Annotated in this window: 2 protein-coding genes; one reads left to right on the top strand and one right to left on the bottom strand. The window is 78.1% G+C overall.

Going from position 1 to position 1,387, the window contains the following annotated elements; all coding sequences use genetic code 11:
- Positions 1 to 754 (top strand): glycosyltransferase family 2 protein (locus CBZ_RS18820; protein WP_373862201.1); only part of this gene is annotated, 754 nt, incomplete at its 5' end.
- Between the two features lie 22 nt (positions 755 to 776).
- On the opposite strand, the gene CBZ_RS18815 is transcribed toward CBZ_RS18820, so the two are convergent.
- On the bottom strand, positions 777 to 1,286 hold the full coding sequence (locus CBZ_RS18815) for a hypothetical protein (RefSeq protein ID WP_246013547.1): 510 nt from the start codon (positions 1,284 to 1,286) through the stop codon (positions 777 to 779).
- Between the last annotated feature and the right edge of the window lie 101 nt (positions 1,287 to 1,387).

Below are 1,387 nucleotides of genomic sequence, written 5' to 3'. Positions count from 1 at the left end.
GCTCGCACCGGCCGCACCCGTGCGCCGCGGTCGGCGGGCGCCCGTCGCGCCCGTCGCCCACGTGGCGGTCGTGATCCCCGCGCACGACGAGGAGGAGCTCGTCGGCCGCTGCCTGACGTCCGTGCTCGACGCCGCGAGCCGCCTGCCGGCCCATGTCACGGTCGACGTCGTCGTGGTGCTCGACGGCTGCCGCGACGCGACCGCTGCGGTCGTCGCCCGCTTCCCCGGCGTCCGGACGGTCGAGACCCGAGGCGGGAACGTCGGCCGGGCTCGAGCCGCCGGGGTGCGGGCCGCGCTCGCGGCGACCCGCCTGCCCGCGGACCGGACGTGGCTGGCGTGCACGGACGCCGACTCGCAGGTCCCCGCCTGCTGGCTCACCGAGCAGGTGCGTCTCGCGGACGCGGGGGCCGACGTCGTCGTCGGGACGGTGCGCCCCGACCCGCGCGACCTGCTGCCGCACGAGGAGCAGGCGTGGCGTGCGACACGCGTCCCGGGTCGTCCCAACGGGCACGTGCACGGCGCCAACCTGGGCGTGCGCGCGGACGTCTACCGGGCCGCGGGCGGCTTCTCGCCGCAGCGCGAGCACGAGGACGTCGCCCTGGTCGCCGCGCTGCGGTCGGCGGGGGCGCTCGTCGTCGCGACGGACGTGACGGACGTGCTGACGTCGGGGCGGCGCGTGGGGCGCTCGCCGGGCGGGTACGCGGGGTTCCTCGCGCAGCGGTTCCCGCGCACCGCGGTCGCCGCCGCCGACTGACCGCGGCCGGCACGTCAGCCTGTCAGCCCTCGGCCGGGCGCGACTCGTGCCCGGGGCGGCCGTGCGTGCGGTTCCGCTCCTTGAGCTGCGACTCGTACACGTGCCGACGGCCACCGACGAGCCGGTCCCGCGTGCGCTGCTCCGCCTCGCGGAACGTCCGGTAGTACCCGTCGTCGAAGTCCTCGACGACTTGGAACGTCCACCGCCCTTCGAGGACGTTGCGCCCGACGACCTCGGCGCGGAGCTCGTCGGCGACGTCGGGGTGCCCGGCGTCGGCGAGCCGGTCGAGGGCTGCGGCGAGCTCCTCGTCGGCGCGCCCGACAAGGCGGTGGAACGCGTAGAGCATCCCGCGCGCGTGCTCGACGACCTCGAACGCGGCGGTCACACCGCCGACGGCCTCGACGACGTCGTCGCTCACGCCCGCGGGCGGGCGGTGCCCCGGATCGGGCCGGTCACCCTGGTCGGGCGGGTCACTCCGACCGTCCTGGTCGTCCTGGTCGTCCTGGTCGCTGGGGTCGGCGGTCCGCGTCATCGCCCCATCGTCGGTGAGGCGGCGGCGCCCCGCGCGTCGGCGAGGCGGCGGCGCCCGCGCGTCGGCGAGGCCGGGGCGCCGCGCTCGGCGGTCGCCCCGGC

It is taken from the genome of Cellulomonas biazotea (assembly GCF_004306155.1).
Lineage (GTDB): Bacteria > Actinomycetota > Actinomycetes > Actinomycetales > Cellulomonadaceae > Cellulomonas > Cellulomonas biazotea.
Note: the sequence above shows the minus strand (reverse complement) of the source record. Positions and strands in the feature narration are given on the sequence as shown.